General features: G+C 74.7%; 1 protein-coding gene. It reads right to left on the reverse strand.

Annotated features, from left to right (window positions below; all coding sequences use genetic code 11):
* Nucleotides 1-221, reverse strand: a 221-nt coding sequence (locus ON20_RS08430; RefSeq protein WP_040834419.1) for an E3 binding domain-containing protein, incomplete at both ends; no start/stop codon positions are given.

The following is a 221-nucleotide window of genomic DNA, read 5'->3' on the forward strand; positions in this document are numbered from 1 at the left end:
GGAGCGGGCGCGGCCGGAGTCTTCTTGGCCTCGGCGGCGGCGAGGACATCCTGCTTGCGGATACGACCGCCGACGCCGGAACCGATGACGGTGGCCAGGTCCACGCCGTTCTCCTCGGCCAGTTTGCGCACCAGCGGGGTGACGTAGGGGGTGGCGCCGTTGCCGCTGGGAGCCGGGGCCGGTTTGGTCGCCGCGGGAGCCTGGGCGGGCTGCGGAGCGGG

The organism is Nocardia brevicatena NBRC 12119, from assembly GCF_000308495.1.
GTDB lineage: Bacteria > Actinomycetota > Actinomycetes > Mycobacteriales > Mycobacteriaceae > Nocardia > Nocardia brevicatena.